General features: G+C 70.6%; 22 protein-coding genes. 10 read left to right on the top strand and 12 right to left on the bottom strand.

Annotation, left to right across the window (positions count from 1 at the left end; genetic code table 11):
* Positions 1 to 35 precede the first annotated feature (35 nt).
* From G6N45_RS07770 to G6N45_RS07760, 3 genes are read left to right on the top strand one after another with little or no spacing between them, the layout of a single operon-like run.
* Entirely contained in the window at positions 36 to 1,238 is a 1,203-nt protein-coding gene (locus G6N45_RS07770) for an MFS transporter (RefSeq protein WP_163721363.1), read from the top strand.
* Positions 1,239 to 1,248: 10 nt separating this feature from the next.
* Positions 1,249 to 2,163, top strand: a complete 915-nt coding sequence (locus G6N45_RS07765; protein WP_163721360.1) for an MBL fold metallo-hydrolase — start codon at positions 1,249 to 1,251, stop codon at positions 2,161 to 2,163.
* The gene (locus G6N45_RS07760) at positions 2,154 to 3,392 is read left to right on the top strand and encodes an SLC13 family permease (RefSeq protein ID WP_163721358.1); all 1,239 of its coding nucleotides are present in this window, start codon (positions 2,154 to 2,156) and stop codon (positions 3,390 to 3,392) included. Before G6N45_RS07765 ends, G6N45_RS07760 begins: the two co-directional genes overlap by 10 nt.
* On the opposite strand, the gene rlmB is transcribed toward G6N45_RS07760, so the two are convergent.
* Genes rlmB through carD form a run of 4 tightly spaced genes read right to left on the bottom strand, consistent with a single transcriptional unit; the run spans position 3,393 to position 6,749 of the window.
* Positions 3,393 to 4,334, bottom strand: coding sequence for a 23S rRNA (guanosine(2251)-2'-O)-methyltransferase RlmB (rlmB, locus tag G6N45_RS07755; protein WP_057149343.1), 942 nt, complete (start codon positions 4,332 to 4,334; stop codon positions 3,393 to 3,395).
* The gene (cysS, locus tag G6N45_RS07750; protein ID WP_163728025.1) at positions 4,334 to 5,725 is read right to left on the bottom strand and encodes a cysteine--tRNA ligase; all 1,392 of its coding nucleotides are present in this window, start codon (positions 5,723 to 5,725) and stop codon (positions 4,334 to 4,336) included. Before cysS ends, rlmB begins: the two co-directional genes overlap by 1 nt.
* Before the next feature lie 47 nt (positions 5,726 to 5,772).
* Entirely contained in the window at positions 5,773 to 6,255 is a 483-nt protein-coding gene (ispF, locus tag G6N45_RS07745; RefSeq protein ID WP_163721356.1) for a 2-C-methyl-D-erythritol 2,4-cyclodiphosphate synthase, read from the bottom strand.
* 5 nt (positions 6,256 to 6,260) lie between these two features.
* Entirely contained in the window at positions 6,261 to 6,749 is a 489-nt protein-coding gene (gene carD / locus G6N45_RS07740; protein WP_043412998.1) for an RNA polymerase-binding transcription factor CarD, read from the bottom strand.
* 251 nt (positions 6,750 to 7,000) lie between these two features.
* Here carD and G6N45_RS07735 point away from each other — a divergent pair, with 251 nt between their 5' ends.
* Genes G6N45_RS07735 through disA form a run of 3 tightly spaced genes read left to right on the top strand, consistent with a single transcriptional unit; the run spans position 7,001 to position 10,173 of the window.
* Complete coding sequence (locus G6N45_RS07735; protein WP_163721355.1) at positions 7,001 to 7,591, top strand: copper chaperone PCu(A)C domain-containing protein; 591 nt, start codon at positions 7,001 to 7,003, stop codon at positions 7,589 to 7,591.
* Positions 7,592 to 7,648: 57 nt separating this feature from the next.
* Positions 7,649 to 9,034, top strand: coding sequence for a DNA repair protein RadA (gene radA, locus G6N45_RS07730; RefSeq protein ID WP_057149348.1), 1,386 nt, complete (start codon positions 7,649 to 7,651; stop codon positions 9,032 to 9,034).
* Positions 9,035 to 9,054: 20 nt separating this feature from the next.
* The gene (disA, locus tag G6N45_RS07725; protein WP_057149349.1) at positions 9,055 to 10,173 is read left to right on the top strand and encodes a DNA integrity scanning diadenylate cyclase DisA; all 1,119 of its coding nucleotides are present in this window, start codon (positions 9,055 to 9,057) and stop codon (positions 10,171 to 10,173) included.
* 1 nt (position 10,174) lies between these two features.
* Here disA and G6N45_RS07720 read toward each other — a convergent pair whose 3' ends face one another.
* Positions 10,175 to 10,951: a hypothetical protein gene (locus G6N45_RS07720; RefSeq protein ID WP_179965289.1), complete on the bottom strand. Its 777-nt coding sequence runs from the start codon at positions 10,949 to 10,951 to the stop codon at positions 10,175 to 10,177.
* A 59-nt stretch (positions 10,952 to 11,010) separates the two neighbouring features.
* Positions 11,011 to 11,631, bottom strand: a complete 621-nt coding sequence (locus G6N45_RS07715) for a carbonic anhydrase (RefSeq protein WP_163721353.1) — start codon at positions 11,629 to 11,631, stop codon at positions 11,011 to 11,013.
* Here G6N45_RS07715 and G6N45_RS07710 point away from each other — a divergent pair.
* Entirely contained in the window at positions 11,630 to 12,586 is a 957-nt protein-coding gene (locus tag G6N45_RS07710) for an iron-sulfur binding domain-containing protein (RefSeq protein WP_163721351.1), read from the top strand. The two genes, G6N45_RS07715 and G6N45_RS07710, sit on opposite strands and share 2 nt — an antisense overlap.
* On the opposite strand, the gene G6N45_RS07705 is transcribed toward G6N45_RS07710, so the two are convergent.
* Entirely contained in the window at positions 12,529 to 13,509 is a 981-nt protein-coding gene (locus G6N45_RS07705) for a GlxA family transcriptional regulator (protein ID WP_163721349.1), read from the bottom strand. The genes G6N45_RS07710 and G6N45_RS07705 overlap by 58 nt on opposite strands.
* Positions 13,510 to 13,581: 72 nt before the next feature.
* Between G6N45_RS07705 and G6N45_RS07700 the strand changes: the two genes are divergently transcribed.
* The gene (locus tag G6N45_RS07700) at positions 13,582 to 13,836 is read left to right on the top strand and encodes a hypothetical protein (RefSeq protein WP_057149353.1); all 255 of its coding nucleotides are present in this window, start codon (positions 13,582 to 13,584) and stop codon (positions 13,834 to 13,836) included.
* Here G6N45_RS07700 and G6N45_RS07695 read toward each other — a convergent pair.
* Positions 13,810 to 14,574, bottom strand: coding sequence for an alpha/beta fold hydrolase (locus tag G6N45_RS07695; protein WP_163721347.1), 765 nt, complete (start codon positions 14,572 to 14,574; stop codon positions 13,810 to 13,812). The genes G6N45_RS07700 and G6N45_RS07695 overlap by 27 nt on opposite strands.
* A 39-nt stretch (positions 14,575 to 14,613) precedes the next feature.
* Between G6N45_RS07695 and mhuD the strand changes: the two genes are divergently transcribed.
* Together mhuD and G6N45_RS07685 are read left to right on the top strand one after the other, a co-directional pair.
* Complete coding sequence (gene mhuD, locus G6N45_RS07690) at positions 14,614 to 14,955, top strand: mycobilin-forming heme oxygenase MhuD (RefSeq protein ID WP_048418600.1); 342 nt, start codon at positions 14,614 to 14,616, stop codon at positions 14,953 to 14,955.
* 25 nt (positions 14,956 to 14,980) lie between these two features.
* Positions 14,981 to 16,297, top strand: a complete 1,317-nt coding sequence (locus G6N45_RS07685) for a serine hydrolase (protein WP_163721345.1) — start codon at positions 14,981 to 14,983, stop codon at positions 16,295 to 16,297.
* A 1-nt stretch (position 16,298) separates the two neighbouring features.
* On the opposite strand, the gene G6N45_RS07680 is transcribed toward G6N45_RS07685, so the two are convergent.
* The 4 genes from G6N45_RS07680 to G6N45_RS07665 all read right to left on the bottom strand — a co-directional run bounded on the left by G6N45_RS07680 (position 16,299) and on the right by G6N45_RS07665 (position 18,746).
* Positions 16,299 to 16,847 (bottom strand): histidine phosphatase family protein, encoded by a 549-nt coding sequence (locus tag G6N45_RS07680; RefSeq protein WP_057149356.1) that lies wholly within the window; start codon positions 16,845 to 16,847, stop codon positions 16,299 to 16,301.
* Positions 16,844 to 17,635 carry a CbtA family protein gene (locus G6N45_RS07675; protein ID WP_163721344.1) on the bottom strand — a complete coding sequence of 264 codons (792 nt, stop codon included), beginning with the start codon at positions 17,633 to 17,635 and terminating at the stop codon, positions 16,844 to 16,846. The genes G6N45_RS07680 and G6N45_RS07675 overlap by 4 nt, the downstream gene beginning before the upstream one ends.
* 25 nt (positions 17,636 to 17,660) lie before the next feature.
* A complete protein-coding gene (locus tag G6N45_RS07670) occupies positions 17,661 to 17,876 on the bottom strand; it encodes a CbtB domain-containing protein (RefSeq protein WP_163721342.1) in 216 nt (71 codons plus the stop codon).
* Positions 17,877 to 18,080: 204 nt separating this feature from the next.
* Complete coding sequence (locus G6N45_RS07665) at positions 18,081 to 18,746, bottom strand: TylF/MycF/NovP-related O-methyltransferase (protein ID WP_163721341.1); 666 nt, start codon at positions 18,744 to 18,746, stop codon at positions 18,081 to 18,083.
* Positions 18,747 to 18,749: the final 3 nt, after the last annotated feature.

Below are 18,749 nucleotides of genomic sequence, written 5' to 3'. Positions count from 1 at the left end.
ATGTCTGTCAAACCGACCGGAAAGTGGGGCACCCGATGGTGGCGATCGACCGTCCGATCAGCGAGACGCAGCGCTGGGCCTACCCGCTGCTGCTGGTGCTGAGCGGCGTCGCGCTCGGGGTGTCGGGGCTGCCCGCGCCGCTGTACGGCATCTACGAGTCGAACTGGCACCTCTCGCCGCTGGCCACCACGATCGTGTTCGCGGTCTACGCCGTCGCCGCGCTCGCCGCCGTGCTGGTGTCGGGCCGGATCTCCGACGTGGTGGGCCGCAAACCGGTGCTCGTCGGCGCCCTGATCGCGCTGCTGGTCGGGTTGGGCGTCTTCCTCGTCGCCGACAACATGGCGCTGCTGCTGCTCGCCCGCACCATCCACGGCGCTGCCGTCGGCTCGATCGTCGTCGCCGGTGCGGCCGCCCTGCTGGACCTGCGCCCCGACCACGGCGTGCGGTCGGGTCAGCTCTCCGGCGTCAGCTTCAACGTCGGCATGACCGTCGCCATCCTGGGCTCCGCGCTGCTCGCCCAGTACGCGCCGCACCCGCTGCGCACCCCGTACGCGGTGGTCGCCGTGATCTGCCTGATCGTCGGGATCGGGCTGCTGGCCCTGCGCGAGCCGCACACCGATCGCGCCCAGGGACCGATCCGCATCGCCAAACCCGCGGTACCGCAGGAGATCCGGTCCGACTTCTGGTTCTCCGCGCTCGGCGCTATGGCGTCGTGGTCAGTGCTGGGCGTGCTGCTGTCGCTGTACCCGTCGCTGGCCGCCCGGCAGACCCACATCGACAACCTCGTCTTCGGCGGTGCCGTCGTCGGCACCACGGCGTTCGCCGCGGCGCTGGCCCAGCTCGCCGCGACCCGGCTGCCGGCCAAGTACTCCGCGATCGTCGGCGACGTCGGGATGGCCGTGTCGCTGCTGCTGACCATCCCGGTGCTGCTGACCCACCAGCCGCAGCTGGTGTTCGTGGCCGCGGCGCTGCTCGGCGCGACGTTCGGGCTCGGCTTCGGAGGCTCGCTGCGCCACCTGTCCGACGTGGTGCCCGCCGGCCGCCGCGGCGAGACGATGTCGGCGTTCTACCTGCTGGCCTACACCGCGATGGCAGTACCGACGCTCGTCGCGGGATGGGCGGCCACGCAGTGGGATCTGGGGTCGGTGTTCCCGTGGTTCGCAGGCGCGGTGGCCGCCGCCTGCCTCGGCGCCGCGGTGGCGGGACTGCGCGGCGTCAGGGCGGCGCGCACGCCCTAGGGTGGCCGTCATGCGTCTGAGGCTCGGCCGTCCCGATCTCACCGCCTACGCCCACCGCTTCGACGTGCCCGCCGCGGCCGCGACGGCCCCGGTCACGGTGACGTGGGCCGGCGTCACGACGCTGCTCATCGACGACGGCGACTCCGCGGTGATGACCGACGGGTTCTTCAGCCGGCCCGGCCTGCTGACCGTCGCGACCCGCCCCCTGCGCCCGTCGCAGCCCCGCATCCAGCACGCCCTGAGCAGGCTCGGTGTCGAGCGCCTCGACGCCGTCACCCCGGTTCACACCCATTTCGACCACGCGATGGATTCGGCAGTCGTCGCCGGCCGCACCGGGGCGCGGCTCATCGGCGGCGCCTCCGCGGCGCACCTCGGGCGCGGTGCGGACCTGGACCGCGTCGACGTCGTCACCCCCGGCCGGCCGGTCACCGCCGGGGCGTACGACCTGACGCTGATCGAGGGGCACCACTGCCCGCCCGACCGCTTCCCCGGACAGATCACCGCGCCCGTCCGGCCGCCCGCGCGGGCGTCGGCGTACCGCTGCGGCGAGGCCTGGTCCACGCTGGTGGCCCACCGGCCCAGCGGCCGCACACTGCTGATCGTCGGCAGCGCCGGCTACCTGCGCGGCGCGCTGCGCGGCAGGCACGCCGACGTCGCCTACCTCGGCGTCGGGCAGCTCGGGCTGCAGCCGGAGAGCTACCTCGTGGAGTACTGGACGGAGACCGTGCGCACGGTCGGGGCGCGCCGGGTCGTGCTCATCCACTGGGACGACTTCTTCCGCCCCCTGGATCAGCCGCTGCGCGCGCTGCCGTTCGCCGCCGACGACCTCGACGCCTCGATGCGGGTGCTCAGCCGGCTGGCCGCCGAGGACGGCATCCCCCTGCACCTGCCGACCCTCTGGCAGCGCGCCGATCCATGGAATTGATCCTGTCGGTGGCCGCGCTCGTCGCGGTCCTCGGGTTCGCACTGCTGCGCCCCCACGGTTGGCCCGAAGCCGTCGTCGCGGTGCCCGCCGCCGCACTCGTGATCGTGGCCGGCGCGATCGACCGGCATGACGCGCTGGCCGAGGTGACCCGGCTCGCACCCGTCGTGGGCTTCCTGGCGGCGGTGCTGGTGCTCGCCCGGCTCTGCGACGACGAGGGACTGTTCCACGCCGCGGGCGTGCTGATGGCCCGCGCCACCTCGGGCGGGCAGAGCCGGCTGCTGGTGTCGGTGTTCGGGATCTCCGCGGCGGTCACCGCGATCCTGAGCCTGGACGCCACGGTCGTGCTACTGACGCCTGTGGTGCTGGCCACCGCGCGCACGCTGGCCGTGCCGGCCCGGCCGCACGCCTACGCGACCGCGCACCTGTCCAACAGCGCGTCACTGCTGCTGCCGGTGTCCAACCTGACCAACCTGCTGGCCTTCGGCGCGGCGGGGCTGACGTTCCTGCACTTCGCCGCGCTGATGACGTTGCCGTGGCTGGCCGCGATCGCCGTCGAGTTCGTGCTGCTGCGCCTGCTGTTCGCCAAGGACCTACGGGTCCGGGCCCGGCCTGCGCCCCGGGAACCCGTGGACGTGCCGCTGTTCGCGCTGGTGGTCGTCGCGCTGACGCTGGCCGGCTTCGCGATCACCTCGCTGCTCGGGCTGTCGCCGGCCTGGGCGGCGCTGGCCGGGGCCGTGGTTCTCGGTGTGCGCGGGCTCGTGACGCGGCGCAGCTCGATCGCCGAGATCACCGCGGCGCTCGACCTGCCGTTCCTGGCGTTCGTGCTGTGCCTGGGCGTGGTGGTGGCCGCGGTGATGCGCAACGGGCTCGAGTCCGCGATGCAGAGGGTGCTGCCCGACGGGCAGGGCCTGCTGGCGCTGCTCGGCATCGCGGCCGTGGCCGCAGTGCTCTCCAACGTCGTCAACAATCTGCCCGCCGTGCTGGTGCTGCTACCTCTGGTGACCCCGGTCGGTCCCGCGGCCGTGCTGGCGGTGCTGATCGGCGTCAACGTCGGCCCGAACCTGACCTACGTCGGGTCGCTGGCGAACCTGTTGTGGCGCAGCGTGGTCCGCCGGGACATCAACCCCAGCTTCGCCGAGTTCAGCCGCGTCGGCCTGGCCACCACACCGGCCGTGCTCGTCGCGTCGGTGCTCGCGCTGTGGGCGGGGCTGCGGCTGTTCGGCGTCTGATCAGCCGCGGCGCTGCCGCGCGATCTCGGCGAGCACCACTCCGGCGGCCACCGACGCGTTGAGCGACTCGGTGGGCCCGGCCATCGGGATCGACACGATGGCGTCGCAGTTCTCCCGCACCAGCCGGGACAGCCCCTTGCCCTCGGAACCGACCACCACCATGATCGGGCCGCTGCCGTCGATGTCGTCGATCGCGGTGTCGCCGCCGGCGTCGAGGCCGACGATCTGCACGCCCGCGTCGGCGTACTGCTTGAGCGCGCGGTTGAGGTTGGTCGCCCGGGCCACCGGGGTGCGTGCCGCGGCGCCCGCGCTGGTGCGCCACGCGACCGCGGTCACCGACGCGGATCGGCGCTGCGGGATCAGCACGCCGTGTCCGCCGAACGCCGCGACCGAACGCACGATGGCGCCCAGGTTGCGTGGGTCGGAGATGTTGTCCAGGGCGACCAGAAGCGGCGGGGCCGCATCCTTCTTCGCCGCGGCCAGCAGATCGTCGGGGTGGGCGTACGCGTAGGGCGGCACCTGGAGTGCCAGGCCCTGGTGCATGCCGTTGGCGGCGATCCGGTCGAGGTCGTGCCGCGGCACCTCGAGAATCGCGATGCCCCTGTCGGCCGCGGTCTGCACCGCCTCGGTCAGCCGTTCGTCGGAATCGGCGCCGAGCGCGACGTAGAGCGCCGTCGCAGGAACCCCGGCGCGCAGGCACTCCACCACGGGGTTGCGGCCGAGGACAACCTCGGTCTCGTCGGTCTTGCGGTGTCTGCCCTGCTGCGAACGGGCGGCCTTGGCGGCGCGTTTGGCCGCCGGATGGTTGGGCCGCTGGTGCGCAGGCGGGGTCGCGCCCTTGCCCTCCAGCCCGCGGCGACGCACGCCGCCGGAGCCGACCTGCGGGCCCTTCTTGGTGCCGGCCTTGCGCACCGCGCCGCGCCGCTGAGAGTTGCCCGCCATTACTTGTCCGTCCCGTCCGACAGTGACCACTGGGGACCGTCGCCGGTGTCGGTCACCTCGATGCCCGCCTCCTTGAGCCGGTCGCGGATCGCGTCGGCCTCGGCCCAGTCACGGCGCGCCCTGGCCTCTTCGCGTCGCCGCACCTCGGCCTGGACCAGTACGTCGACCGCCGCCAGCGCCGCCGACGTCTCGTCGCGGGACTCCCAGCGTTCGTCGAGCGGATCCGCGCCCAGGATGCCCATCATCGCGCGGATCGACATCGCGTGGCTGAGCGCCGACTCGTGGTCTCCGGCATCGAGTGCGCGGTTGCCCTCGGCGCGCGCTGCGTGCACCTCGGCCAGCGCGATCGGCACCGACAGGTCGTCGTCGAGCGCGGCGCCGAACTTCGGCGTCCACTCGCCCGGCACCACCGCGCCGACGCGGGTGCGCACCCGGTGCAGGAAGTCCTCGATGCCGGTGTAGGCCTTCGCGGCGTCGGCCAGCGCGGTCTCGGAGAACTCGAGCATCGATCGGTAGTGCGCACTGCCCAGGTAGTAGCGCAACTCGGCGGCCCGAACCCGTTGCAGCACAGCGGGAATCGCCAGGACGTTGCCCAGCGACTTGCTCATCTTCTCCCCGCCCATGGTGACCCAGCCGTTGTGCAGCCAGAACCGGGCGAAGCCGTCCCCGGCGGCCTCGGCCTGGGCGATCTCGTTCTCGTGGTGCGGGAACACCAGGTCCATTCCGCCGGCGTGGATGTCGAACTCGGCGCCGAGGTACTCGTGGGCCATCGCGACACATTCGGTGTGCCAGCCGGGGCGGCCGCGGCCCCACGGCGTGGGCCACGACGGCTCACCCGGTTTTGCGCCCTTCCACAACGTGAAGTCACGCTGGTCGCGCTTGCCCGTCGCGACGCCCTCACCCTGGTGCACGTCGTCGATCCGGTGGCCGGACAACTTGCCGTAGTCCGGCAGGGTCGCGACGTCGAAGTAGACGTCGCCCGCCCCGGTGTAGGCGTGGCCGCGGTCGATCAGCCGCTCGATCAGCTCCACCATCTGGGTGATGTGCCCGGTGGCGCGCGGCTCGCCCGACGGGGGAAGCACGCCGAGCGCGTCGTAGGCGGCCGAGAACGCCCGCTCGTAGGTCGCCGCCCACTCCCACCACGGCCGGCCCGCGTCGGCGGCCTTGGTGAGGATCTTGTCGTCGATGTCGGTGACGTTGCGGATGAACGCGACGTCGAAGCCCTTGGCGGTCAGCCAGCGGCGCAGCACGTCGAACGCGACACCGCTGCGGACGTGGCCGATGTGCGGCAGGCCCTGCACCGTGGCGCCACACAGGTAGATCGAGACGTGGCCGGGCCGCAGTGGCGCGAAATCGCGCACACCGCCAGACAAGGTGTCATAGAGCCGCATGACAGCTGCGGGGCGTTCGGTCACGACGGGCCAGCTTACCGGCCCGATCAGGCGAAACCCTCATCGTCAAAAACCAGGGCCGTCGCGATCGCCGCCAGACCCTCGCCCCGCCCGGTCAGACCGAGGCCGTCGGTGGTGGTGGCAGACACCGAAACCGGGGCCCCCAGCAGTTCGGAGAGCACCTGCTGGGCCTCGGCCCGGCGGGGACCGATCTTGGGCCGGTTGCCGATGACCTGCACTGCGGCGTTGCCGACGCGCACGCCGGCGCCGTCGAGCAGCGAGCGCACGTGGCGCAGCATGTCCGCACCGGACACCCCCCGCCACTGCGGGCGGTCGGTGCCGAAGACCTCGCCGATGTCGCCCATACCCGCCGCGGACAGCAGAGCGTCGCAGAGGGCATGGGCGGCGACGTCACCGTCGGAATGACCGGCACAGCCGTCGGCGTCGTCGAACAGCAGACCCAGCAGCCGGCACGGGCGTCCGACTTCGACGGGATGAACGTCGGTCCCGAGACCGACGCGGGGAATCACGTCCTTCAGGACGCGGCGGCGAGAGCCTCGTCGAGAATGGTCGCAGCCTTCTCGTCGTCGGTGTTCTCGGCCAGCGCGAGCTCACCCACCAGGATCTGCCGGGCCTTGGCCAGCATGCGCTTCTCGCCGGCGGACAGACCGCGCTCCTGATCGCGGCGCCACAGGTCACGGACGACCTCGGCCACCTTGTTCACATCACCGGAGGCGAGCTTCTCCAGATTGGCCTTGTACCGGCGCGACCAGTTGGTCGGCTCCTCGGTATGCGGGGCGCGGAGCACCTGGAAGACCTTGTCGAGGCCTTCCTGTCCGACGACATCGCGCACACCCACGTATTCGGCGTTGTCCGCGGGCACCCGAACGGTGAGATCACCCTGGGCGACCTTCAAGACGAGATATTCCTTCTGTTCGCCCTTGATGGTCCGGGTTTCGATCGCCTCGATCAACGCAGCACCGTGGTGTGGATAGACAACGGTGTCTCCGACCTTGAAAATCATCAGTTTCGAGCCCCTTTCACATGACGAGTTTAACACGCGCCGCCGACAGGGGTGCGCCAACAATGCAGGTCAGGGGCACAGTCGGCGAACACCAGGGGTTGACACACCGACGAATCCGTGCAAGGCGCGGGCCTGGGCCGCATCTCTCGCGCCCTGCGCTACCGTGCGCAATCGCGACCTACTACTCTGCATAGTCGAACCAGGAAGACCGGCATGTCACGTCGCGTTGTCGGCCGAGCAGGAGGCACCCAGTGAACCCCTTAGAACGGCGCACTTCTGTCATCACCGCCGCTGTGGCGACCGCCGCGGTGGGCCTGTCCGTCGCCCTGAGCGGCTGCGGCGCGGGCCAGGTGTCCCAGACCGCGACGCAAGAGCCCGCGATCAACGGCACCAGCGGCAAAGCCGGTCCCATCGCGCTGCGCAACGTGCACCTGCGCGCCCAGCAGACCGCGGACTACGTCCAGCCTGGCCGCGACGTCGAGTTGATCTTCACCGCCGCCAACACCTCGGCCGACGTCAACGACAAGCTGGTCCGGATCACGTCCGACGTGGGCACGGTGACGCTGACCGGTGACGGCGCGCTGCCGGCCAACGGTGTGCTGGTGGTCGGCACCCCCGACGGTCAGACCAAAGCGCTGGAGAGCGTCGAGCCCGCCGACGCCGCCGAGGCCAAGGTGGCGCTGAAGAAGCCGATCACCAACGGGCTGACCTACGACTTCACCTTCACGTTCGAGAAGTCCGGCGACGCCACCGTGCCGGTGCCGATCTCCGCGGGCGAGGCGCCGCGGCGCGAGGTCACCGACGACGGCGCGCCGGCCGAAGGCCACTCCGGCGGGCACTGACCTTCGCACCGGGCGCGCCGCGCCCGATCTGTCGGTCCCGGCGGATACCGTCACCCCGTGGCCCGGACTTCGAAAACACGTTCGCAATACCGGTGTTCGGAATGCCACCACATCACGCCCAAGTGGGTCGGCCGCTGCTCTGAGTGCGGCACCTGGGGCACGGTCGACGAAGTCGCGCTGACCGCGGTCGGCGGTTCGGCCACCCGGCGTGTCGTCGCTCCCACGTCTCCGGCGGTGCCGATCAGCTCCATCGATCCGGGCAGCACGCGGCACTTCCACACCGGGGTCAGCGAACTCGACCGCGTGTTGGGCGGCGGCCTGGTGCCCGGTTCGGTGACGTTGCTTGCCGGCGATCCGGGGGTCGGCAAGTCCACACTGCTGCTCGAGGTGGCCCACCGGTGGGCGCAGACCGGTCGCCGGGCGCTGTACCTGTCGGGTGAGGAGTCGGCAGGCCAGATCCGGCTGCGCGCCGAACGCACCGGCTGCGCGCACGACGAGGTCTACCTCGCCGCGGAGTCGGATCTGCAGACCGCGCTCGGCCACATCGAGGCGGTCGCGCCGTCGCTGGTGGTCGTCGACTCGGTGCAGACCATGTCGACCACCGAGGCGGACGGAGTCACCGGGGGTGTCACCCAGGTCCGCGCGGTCACCACCGCCCTGACGATGACGGCCAAGACCACCGGGGTGGCCATGCTGCTCGTCGGCCACGTCACCAAGGACGGCGCGATCGCCGGGCCCCGATCCCTGGAACACCTCGTCGACGTCGTGCTGCACTTCGAGGGCGACCGGGCGACGTCGCTGCGGATGGTGCGCGGCGTCAAGAACAGGTTCGGCGCCGCCGACGAAGTGGGGTGTTTCCTGTTGCACGACAACGGGATCGAGTGCGTCTCCGATCCGTCGGGACTGTTCCTCGACCAGCGCCCCAAGGCGGTGCCCGGCACATCGGTGACGGTGACGCTGGACGGCAAGCGGCCGATGATCGGCGAGGTGCAGGCGCTCATCGGCTCACCGGCGAGCGGCAGCCCGCGCCGGGCGGTCAGCGGCATCGACTCCTCGCGGGCGGCGATGATCACCGCCGTGCTGGAGAAGCGGGCCCGGCTGCCCGTCGGCGCCAACGACATCTACCTGTCCACGGTCGGCGGCATGCGTCTGACCGACTCGTCGTCCGATCTCGCGGTGGCGCTGGCCATCGCGTCGGCGTTCACCGACCTGCCGATGCCGACGAACGCGATCGCGATCGGGGAGGTCGGGCTCGCCGGGGACCTGCGCCGGGTGACGGGGATGGACCGCCGGCTGTCGGAGGCCGCGCGGCTGGGCTTCACCTGCGCCGTCGTGCCCGCCGGGGTGCCGCCCCCGCCCGCCGGGCTGCGCACGATCCCGGCCGACGACATCACCTCGGCATTGCAGGTCCTGCGCCGGATCAGCCAGAATGGCGCGAACTGAGGCGGATCCGAGGGGAACAGATGGCCGTGAAGTCGACGGGACGGACCTCACGCACGGTCGTGCAGCTGGCCCGGCCGACACTGCGGGAGACGATCGCCCGGCTGGCGCCCGGCACCCCGCTGCGTGACGGCCTGGAACGCATTCTGCGGGGGCGCACCGGGGCGCTGATCGTCATCGGCTACGACGACAGCGTCGAGGCGATCTGCGACGGCGGTTTCTCGCTGGACGTGCGCTACGCACCGACCCGGCTGCGCGAGCTGTCGAAGATGGACGGCGCCGTGGTGCTCTCCAGCGACGGCAGCCGCATTCTGCGGGCCAACGTCCAGCTGGTGCCCGACCCGTCGATCCCGACCGAGGAGTCCGGCACCCGGCACCGCTCGGCCGAGCGCACCGCGATCCAGACCGGCTACCCGGTGATCTCCGTCAGCCACTCGATGAGCATCGTGACGGTGTACGTCGCGGGCGAGCGGCACGTGGTGCCCGAGTCGGCGACGATCCTGTCGCGGGCCAACCAGACCATCGACACGCTGGAGCGCTACAAGACCCGCCTCGACGAGGTGAGCCGGCAGCTGTCGATGGCCGAGATCGAGGACTTCGTGACGCTGCGCGACGTGATGACCGTGGTGCAGCGCCTCGAGATGGTGCGCCGGATCAGCCTCGAGATCGACTCCGACGTCGTCGAACTCGGCACCGACGGCCGACAGCTCAAACTGCAGCTCGACGAGCTGGTGGGCGACAACGACACCGACCGCGAGCTCATCGTGCGGGACTACCACGCCAACCCGGACCCGCCGACCGCCGCCCAGGTCACCGCCACCCTCGAGGAACTCGACGGGCTCTCCGACAGCGAGCTGCTCGACTTCACCACGCTGGCACGGGTTTTCGGTTATCCGTCGACCGCAGAGGCGCAGGATTCGGCGATGAGCTCTCGGGGCTACCGGGCGATGGCGGGCATCCCGCGGCTGCAGTTCGCGCACGTCGACCTGCTCGTGCGCAACTTCGGCTCGCTGCAGGGCCTGCTGGCTGCGAGCGCCAGCGATCTGCAGTCGGTGGAGGGCATCGGCTCGATGTGGGCCCGCCACATCCGCGAGGGTCTGTCGCAGCTGGCCGAGTCGACGATCGCCGACCGGCTGGCCTGACTCAGCCGCCCGGTGCCGGCGCGGGCGCCGGTGCCGGAACCGCTCCCGGCGCACCCGGCGGCAGCTGCTGCGGCTGGGCGAGCATGAACGGAACCGTCGCCGAGCGCAGGTTGCCCAGTTGGACGACCAGGTTGTAGGTGCCCGGCCCGATCGGCTGGCGCGGCAGCGGGCAGTTCGGCGCCGAACCCATGCCCGTCCACGTCACCTCGGTGGTCACCTGCTCACCGGGCTGGAAGGTCTTGATCAGCGTCTCGTTGGACGGCGCGCAGTCCAGGTTCGACCACAGCCGCTGGTTGTCCAGCGAGTACACGTAGGCGGCGAGCACCGCTGCGCCCACGTCGCGCTGGCAGGCCACCAGGCCGATGTTCGTGACGACCATCGTGAACTTCGGCTGGTCGCCGACGACGTACTGCGGCTCGTTGGTGATGCCCTTGACCGCCAGCGTCGAGTCGGGGCAGTCGTCGCCCTCCTTGAGGATCGGCGGGGGCACCACGGCCGCTGTCGGGGTGGCGGTCGGCGGCGGGGCCTGCTGGGCCGGCGGCTGGATCGGGGTCTTGACCCCGGGGTTCTCGCCGGGCAGCGGCGTCGGCGGGGCGGCCGCCTGCGTCTGCTGCGACTCGTTGGCGGTGGGCTGCTCGTTGCTGGTGCTGTTCATCACGACGACCGCGACCACGGCGGCGATGATGCCGATGACGAGCGCGGCCACGCCGAGCGCGAGAGCCCTGCGTCGCCAATAGATCTGTTGGGGCAGCGGGCCATGCGGTTCTAGATCCAGCACGACATCACGGTAAGGGCAGGTCAGTACACCATGTCCGACGTCGCCCGGCGTGTCGCCTTTCAGTTCTCGCCGATGTCGCCTATGTGGTCGCGCAGCACCACCTGGCCGTCGGCCAGGTGATAGGTCAGCCCGACGATCGCGAGCTTGCCGTCGCGCACCGCGTCGGCGATCGTCGTCGATCGGCTCAGCAGCTGGCGGCCCGTCTCGGTGACGTGCCGGGCCTCGAACTCGTCGACCCTGGTGAGGCCCTCGCGGCGGCCGACCAGGATCGACGGCGTCACCCGCTCGACGATGTCGCGGATGTAGCCGCTGGGTACCGCGCCCTCGTCGAGCGCGGCCAGGGTCGCGCCGACGGCGCCGCAGCTGTCGTGCCCCAGCACGACGATGAGCGGCACGTTGAGCACGGCGACCGCGTACTCGATCGACCCGAGCACCGCGCTGTCGATCACGTGGCCGGCGGTGCGCACCACGAACATGTCGCCGAGGCCCTGGTCGAAGATGATCTCCGCCGCCACCCGGCTGTCCCCGCAGCCGAAGACCACCGCTGTCGGCTTCTGCGCCGCGGCGAGACTGGCGCGGCGCTCGATGCTCTGGCTGGGATGCTCGGGCTTGCCCGCGACGAAGCGCTCGTTACCCTCCTTGAGTGCTTTCCACGCGGTCAACGGGTTCGTGTTCGGCATGGCCGACATTCTGCCCCAGCCTGCATCGATGATCGACACCGGTGAGCTGCTGGACTGGTACGCCACCGAGCAGCGGGATCTGCCGTGGCGCCGGCCGGGCGTCTCGGCGTGGCAGATCCTGGTCAGCGAGTTCATGCTGCAGCAGACGCCCGTCGCGCGGGTGGAGCCCATCTGGCTGGACTGGATCGCCCGCTGGCCGACGCCGTCGGCGACCGCCGCGGCGAGCGCAGGCGAGGTGCTGCGGGCGTGGGGCAAGCTCGGCTATCCGCGCCGGGCCAAGCGGCTGCACGAGTGCGCGACGGTGATCGCCACCGAGCACGGCGACGTCGTGCCCGACGACGTCGACACGCTGCTGTCGCTTCCCGGCATCGGCACCTACACCGCCAGGGCGGTGGCCTGCTTCGCCTACCGGCAGCGGGTGCCGGTGGTCGACACGAACGTGCGCCGCGTGGTGGCCCGCGCGGTGCACGGCCGCGACGACGCTGCCGCGGCCTCGGCGCGCGACCTCGACGACGTGGCGACGCTGCTGCCCGACGACGACACCGCGCCGACGTTCTCGGTGGCGCTGATGGAGCTCGGAGCGACGGTGTGCACGGCGCGCTCCCCCAAGTGCGGCGTGTGCCCGCTGAGCCACTGCACGTGGCGTTCGCTGGGCTTCCCCGCGGGCACCGGGCCGGCGCGCAAGGTGCAGAAGTACGCCGGTACCGACCGGCAGGTGCGGGGCCGGTTGTTGGATGTGTTGCGCGCCAGTGCTTCTCCGGTCACCCGCGCCGAGCTTGACGTGGCGTGGACCACCGACACCGCGCAGCGCGACCGGTGCCTGGGCTCACTTCTGGTCGACGGACTGGTGGAGCAGACCGGCGACGGCAGGTTCGCTTTGGCGGGCGAAGCCGGCGATCAGGCCGTCGCCGCGCACTCGGAGTCGGCTGCGGCGGAAGCGAATCGGCGCCGGTAGTCCGACGGGGTGACGCCGATGATCCGGCGGAAGTGGTGGCGCAGCAGCGTGGCGTTGCCGAAGCCCGACTGGTCGGCGATGCCGTCGATGTCCATCGTGGTCTCCTCGAGCAGCCTGCGCGCGAAGAGCACCCGCTGATCGGTGACCCACTGCATCGGCGTGCGGCCGGTCTCCTCGACGAACCGGCGCGCGAAGGTGCGGCCGGACATGTGCGCCCGGCGCGCAAGCGACGTCACGGTGTGCGGCTTGTCCAGGTTGGCCAGGATCCAGTCCAGGTGGGGGGCGAAGCGCTCCGAACACCGGACCGGGATCGGCTGGTCGATGTACTGGCGCTGCCCGCCGTCGCGCTGCGGCGGCACCACCATGCGGCGGGCGATCTTGTTGGTGATCTCGCTGCCCATCTCGCGGCGCACCAGATGCAGGCACGCGTCGATGCCCGCCGCGGTTCCCGCGCTGGTGATCAGGTTGCCGTCGTCGACGAACAGCACGTTGCGGTCCACCTTGGCGGTCGGATACATGCGCGCGAGCTCGTCGGCGTGCATCCAGTGGGTGGTGCACGGCCGTCCGTCGAGCAGGCCGGCCGCGCCTGCGACGAATGCTCCCGAGCACACCGTCAGGATGATCGCGCCGGAGTCGGCGGCCCGGCGGATCGCGTCGAGCGCCTCGGACAGATACTCCGAACCGCCGATCGCGGGGATGGCCACCAGGTCGGCTCCGACGAGGTCGTCGAGGCCGTGGTCGGGGATGATCGTCGCGCCGACCGAGGTGCGCAGCGGCTTGCCGGGCTCGGGGCCGCAGACCTTGAAATCGAAGTTCGGCACGCCGTCGGCCGAGCGGTCGATGCCGAACACCTCGCAGATCACGCCGAACTCGAACACCGCCAATCCGTCGAGGACCAGCGCCGACACCGTGCGTATCGTCATGGCAGCATCTTATCCACGGATGTCGCTTCTGCCACTGTTGGCACGATATTTTCCTGGCGCACCATTACTGCCATGAGCATCGCACTGACCTTCCTGATCCTGTCCCTCCCGTTCGCCCTCGCAGCCGGGCTGACCTGGGCGGCTCACCGCTCCGGCGTGCTGCGGCTGCACCGCGACCAGTTCCGCTTCGCCGCGCCGCTGGCGGGCCGGCTCTTCGAGGACGACCGTGACCTCTCCCGCGTCGCGCACGATATGGACGCCATCCGGACACGCTTCGAGCGTCAGCCGTCCTGGCCGAGCTCAAGCGCCACGGGTGAACGTCGTTAGAAACGTCTCGACGGCGTCCCGATATTTCCCCGGGGCGTCGTCGTGCACGAGATGACCGGCACCCGGCACCTGCACGTAGGTCGTCTGCCTGCGGGTGCGCGCCATCTCGGCCATCTGTCCCGGCGGGGTCACCGAGTTGCCCGCCTCGATCAGCAGCGCGGGCACGCCGACGGCCCGCCACTGCGCCCAGTAGTCGCGCGTGCCCCATTCCGCGGCGATCTCGATCCACCGACCGGGGTGCCCGTGCAGCCGCCACCCGGTCGGGGTCCGATCGAACGCCTCGAGGAAGTACCGCCCCGCGACCGGACCGAACTCCTCGTACACCTGCGCCTCGGTACCGAACTCGACCGGCAGCTCGTGCACCCACGGCTCCCACGGACCCGTCGTGCGCCCGCGGAAATCCGGTGCCATGTCCTCGACGACCACCGCCTCGACCAGCTTCGGTCGCGCGGCGGCCAGACACCACGAGTGCAGCCCGCCCATCGAGTGGCCGATCATGACGGCAGGCTCCCCCAGCGATGCGACGGCGTCGGCGAGATCGGCGACGAAGCGTTCGGTCGAGACCGGGTGGTCGTCGGCGATGTCGCGGCCGCGGTGCCACGGAGCGTCGTAGGTGTAGACCCGGCCCCACCGGGTCAGCCACGGCAATTGCCGCGACCAGGTGGAGCCCCGGCCCATCAGCCCGTGCACCAGTACCAACGGGCGGCCGCTGCCGCCCGCGGCCGTGAGCAGGTCCATGGGCTCATCATGCCGGGGCAACGCGGTAGCCTGAACGCCATGTCCGAGCAGAACGCCAAGCCGACACCGGTGGTGAAGATCAACGCGATCGAGGTCCCACCCGGCGCCGGCCCGGAACTGGAGAAGCGGTTCGCCCACCGCGCCCACGCCGTCGACAATCAGGCCGGCTTCCTCGGCTTCCAGCTGCTGCGCCCCATCAAGGGCGAGGACCGGTACTTCGTCGTCACGCAGTGGGAGTCCGAAGAGGCGTTCCAGGCATGGGCCAGCGGGCCTGCCATCGAGGCGCACGCCGGTGAGCGTGCCAACCCGGTCGCCAAGGGCGCGTCGCTGCTCGAGTTCGAGGTTGTGCTCGACGTTGCAGGAACCCGCACCGACGCGTAGGGGCGCCGGGGCTCGACGCCGCCGAGTGGCCGCGAGCGCGGTCGCCCTGCTGTCCGTCGCAGCCCTGGCGTGCGGCTGCACCGGCACCCGTCCGGCCCCGGCCGACGCCGCCTACGGCGTTCCCATCCAGATCAACACCCCACAGGGTCTGCGCGCCAAGCAGACCATGGACATGCTCAACAGCGACTGGCCCATCGGGGAGAACGGCGTGCGCACCCTGGCCGCCCCTCAGGTCGTCGAGGCCGTCGGCGTGACGCTGGACCGGATGTGGTGGGACCGGCCGTTCACGGTCACGAGTCTCGACGTCGGCGCCGGCAGCGCCACCCTGCATGTGCTGACCTCCTACGGGGTGGGCCAGACCATCGAACTGCGCACCGACGACGCGGGCATGGTCGACCGGTTCTCCGCCGAACTGGTGCCGCCGCGGATCACGTCGTGGCCCGACGTCGACACGGAGCTGACGAAGTCGGGTGCGCGGTACTCCTACCAGGTGGCCAAGGTGACCGACGGTCGGTGCACGAAGGTGGCAGGCACCAACACCGAGATGTCGCTGCCGCTGGCGTCGATCTTCAAGCTGTACGTGCTCTACGCCCTGTCCGACGCGGTCAAGGCGGGCACGGTCGCGTGGACCGACCCGCTGACCATCACCGCGGAGGCCAAAGCCGTCGGCTCCTCGGGCTTCGACAAGCTGCCGCCGGGCGCCACGGTGACCGTGCGCGACGCTGCCCAGCAGATGATCTCCGCGAGCGACAACATGGCCACCGACCTGCTGATCGAGCGGATGGGTCCCGGCGCCATCGAACATGCGCTGGTGGCCGCGGGCCATCACGACCCCGCGAGCATGACGCCGTTTCCGACCATGCACGAACTGTTCTCGGTGGGCTGGGGCGAACCGAACCTGCGGGAACAGTGGAAGCAGGCCACGCCCGCGGGGCGCGCGAAGCTGCTGCAGCAGACCAACGCCCGCCCCTACGAGCCGGACCCGCAGCGCACCCACATGCCGGCCTCCGACATCGGCGCCGAGTGGTACGCCAGCGCCGCTGACATCTGCCGATTGCACGCCGCTCTACAGCAGGGCGCCACCGGCGAGGCCGCACCCGTGCGCGACATCCTGTCCGTCGTGCCGGGTATAGACCTGGACCGCACGCAGTGGCCCTACATCGGGGCGAAGGCAGGCAACCTCCCCGGCGATCTGACCTTCAGCTGGTACGCCGAGGACCGCACCGGTCAGGGCTGGGTGGTCAGCATGCAGACGAACTGGTCGCAGTACCGCAGCCCGACCGCGGCGTCCTGGCTGCTGTCGATCGCCCGGCAGATGTTCGGCATGGTGGCGCCGCGGTAGTTCAGGGCTGCGAGTGCAAGGTCCAGGCGTGCCCGCGGAAGTGCATTACCGTCGCGCTGACCGGTGCGATGTCGATGCGCCAGAACGACCTGGGCGGCGCATCGAGCACGACGAGCATCGCGGCGCGGATCACCGCCGGATGGGTGACCGCGAGAACCCGGACCCGCTCGGACGTCAGCGACTCCATCCAGTCGCGCACCCGCTCGATCAGGTCGACGACCGTCTCGCCGCCGTGCGGCGCCCGGGCGGGGTCGGTCAGCCAGATCGCCAGCTCGGCGGGCTGGACGCGGCCCAGCACCTCACCGCGCCACCGTCCGCAGTCCAGGTCGGCGAGCCTGGGCTCGATCTGCGGATGCGCGCCGAGCACGTCCGCGGTCTGGATCGCCCGCGCCTCCGGACCGCAGTAGGCGCGCTCGGCGCCGCGCACGTCGACAGCGGCGGCCTGCCTGCGGCCGAGCGCGTTGAGCGGCTCGTCGGTGGGAAATCGTCCGGCCGCCATCGCGTCGGTCATGGCGTGCGACACGAAGGTCAGCCGAACGACCTCGCTCACGATGCGGAGACGACCTGCTTTCGCTCACCGAGCAGACGCGACACCAGCGCGGCGAACACCAGCCCGATCGCCGCGTAGACGACGACCTGCGTGCCGAGCGAGGCGAGCCGGAAGTCGTAGAGCACGTCGGCCGGGAAACCGCCGTAGAGAATCGTGCCCGCGTCGTCGACCAGCGGACCTGGCGTCTCGTCGACCGACGGCAACGCCAGCATCGCCGCGGCGACGGCCACGACGTACGCGCCCGCGGCCGCGAGCGTGGTGTTCCAGCCGCCGAACCGCCCCGCCAGTCGCCGGCCGAGGATCACCGCGCCGACCAGAAGCGCGGCCGAGAGCACCACCATCAGCAGGTAGAGCAGCGTGCGCTGGCGGATCGTCTCGTCCAGGCTGAGCGCAGGCGGGCTGGCCGGGTATTTCAGGAACGGCACGACATACAGGCTCAGCAGCATGCCGCCCGCGACGTAGACCGACAGCAGGCGGGCGGAGATGTCGCCCACCCGCCCGTAGGCCAACGCGAACACCACGGCGAACAGCGCGCCGATCGCGACGCTGAACAGCAGCACCCCCAGCCCCATCCCGATGTTCGTCTGGATGGCGCGGCTGAAGCCGCCGCCCGCCTCGCCGTGGGTGTGTCCGCCATGGCTCATCGCCTCGTGGGCGGCGCCGACGCCGTCCTCGTAGGCGATGGCGCGGTCGATCTGCGGTTCGACGAACAGCCGCGCGAAGACGAACGCGAGCACACCGGCTACGGCGCCGGCCAGCAGGCCGCGCCAGATGATCTGCTTCTCCATGTTCTGTTGTCCCCTGACGGCCTGGTCAGTGGCAGGGGAAGCCGAGCAGGTGCCGCGCGTCGTGAAGGAACTCGTGGATCGCGGTGTTGGAGCCGAACACCGAGGTGGCGCCCTGGTCCAGGCCGACGAAGTACAGCGTCAGCAGCGCGAAGAATGCCGTCAGCGACAGCCACAGCACCGCCCTGGTGGCCGAGAAGTCGATGGCCCTCGCGCGTGTGGTGGATGCGTGGGGAGCGGTCATGGGTGAGTCCTTTCCGGGATTTCGCGTCCCAGTCGGCAGTGACGACGGCATCGGGTCTGACTGTTCACAGTGGCGCGACCGTTCTGGAGTCTCACCAGATTCCGATATCCGTCGATGACATGCAGGATCATAAGCCAACGAGGCGGCCACCTCCCCTCAGTCCTCAAATTGGGGAAGGTGACGCCCGTTCGCTGTGTGCGTGCGTCACTCGGGGGCGCGCACTACCGCGCCCTTATGACCGGCCCGCTCGAACGGCAGAGCATGATCTTGGATAAACTCCTCGTACGCCTGCAAAGACCCGTCCCATGGGGTGTCGGGCAGGCAGTCGTCTAGCACAATGCCGCCACCTGGGACCAGGCGCGGGAAGATCACCTCAAGAATTTCGATCGTCGGCTGATAAAGATCGATATCGAGGATAACCGCGCCGAGCGGGCCGAGTGAGGGCCAATCGAACTCCGCGGCATCGCCGCTGTGAACTTGGAATCGACTGTAGCCGAGACGTCGCAGGTTGGCATTGAAGCGGGCTTCGTCGCCGTACCGGAATTTGTCGAGTTCGGTCCGCTTCTTACCACGGGCCTGCACCTCGTGGTCAAGGCTGGTCTCAGTGAAACCGGCGAATGTGTCGAACAGGTGCACCGTCCGATCATCGCCTGTTGTCTTGAGATGTTCGAGCAGGAAGACTGACGTGTCGCCCTGGGCGACGCCAATCTCAACCACAGCTGCGCCCGTACCGCGTGTAGCGTCAATGAAACCGACCATGGCGCACAACTCGCCGGGATCAAGCTTGTATGGATATTGCGGTGACATCAGCCGATTGAGTACCGGAGTTCGATAGACCGTGAACTTGGCCGCTTCGAGTAAGTTGACCATCGT

This window comes from Mycolicibacterium psychrotolerans (assembly GCF_010729305.1).
GTDB lineage: Bacteria > Actinomycetota > Actinomycetes > Mycobacteriales > Mycobacteriaceae > Mycobacterium > Mycobacterium psychrotolerans.
This window is presented reverse-complemented; position numbering and strand designations above follow the sequence as displayed.